Annotated in this window: 1 protein-coding gene; it reads right to left on the minus strand. The window is 41.7% G+C overall.

The window, feature by feature from the left end; translation table 11 throughout:
* Positions 1-228 (minus strand): hypothetical protein (locus tag ACM0OP_RS24535; protein WP_414531003.1); only part of this gene is annotated, 228 nt, incomplete at both ends.

A 228-nucleotide genomic window follows, 5' to 3' on the forward strand; every position in this document is an offset into this window, starting at 1 on the left:
ATTTCCATCAACTTTTTGTTGTTTTACAAGCTTCTGCACTAAACTCTTGGCGGGAGAGTTAGGATGGGGTGTTAGATCAAGAGTTGGAGGAGTTAAAGGCTTTACGGCTACAACGCGATCGCGAAGCCAAAGAAGCCCAACTGTTAAAAATTCAAAGCGCTTAATTATTCCACCAAGGGGTGAATGCTTCAAGTAAGTTTTGATGTCAAAGTTACCCTTATGATGGGT

Origin of the sequence: Nodularia chucula CCY0103, from assembly GCF_963923915.1 — a bacterium.
GTDB classification, from domain to species: Bacteria; Cyanobacteriota; Cyanobacteriia; order Cyanobacteriales; family Nostocaceae; genus Nodularia; species Nodularia chucula.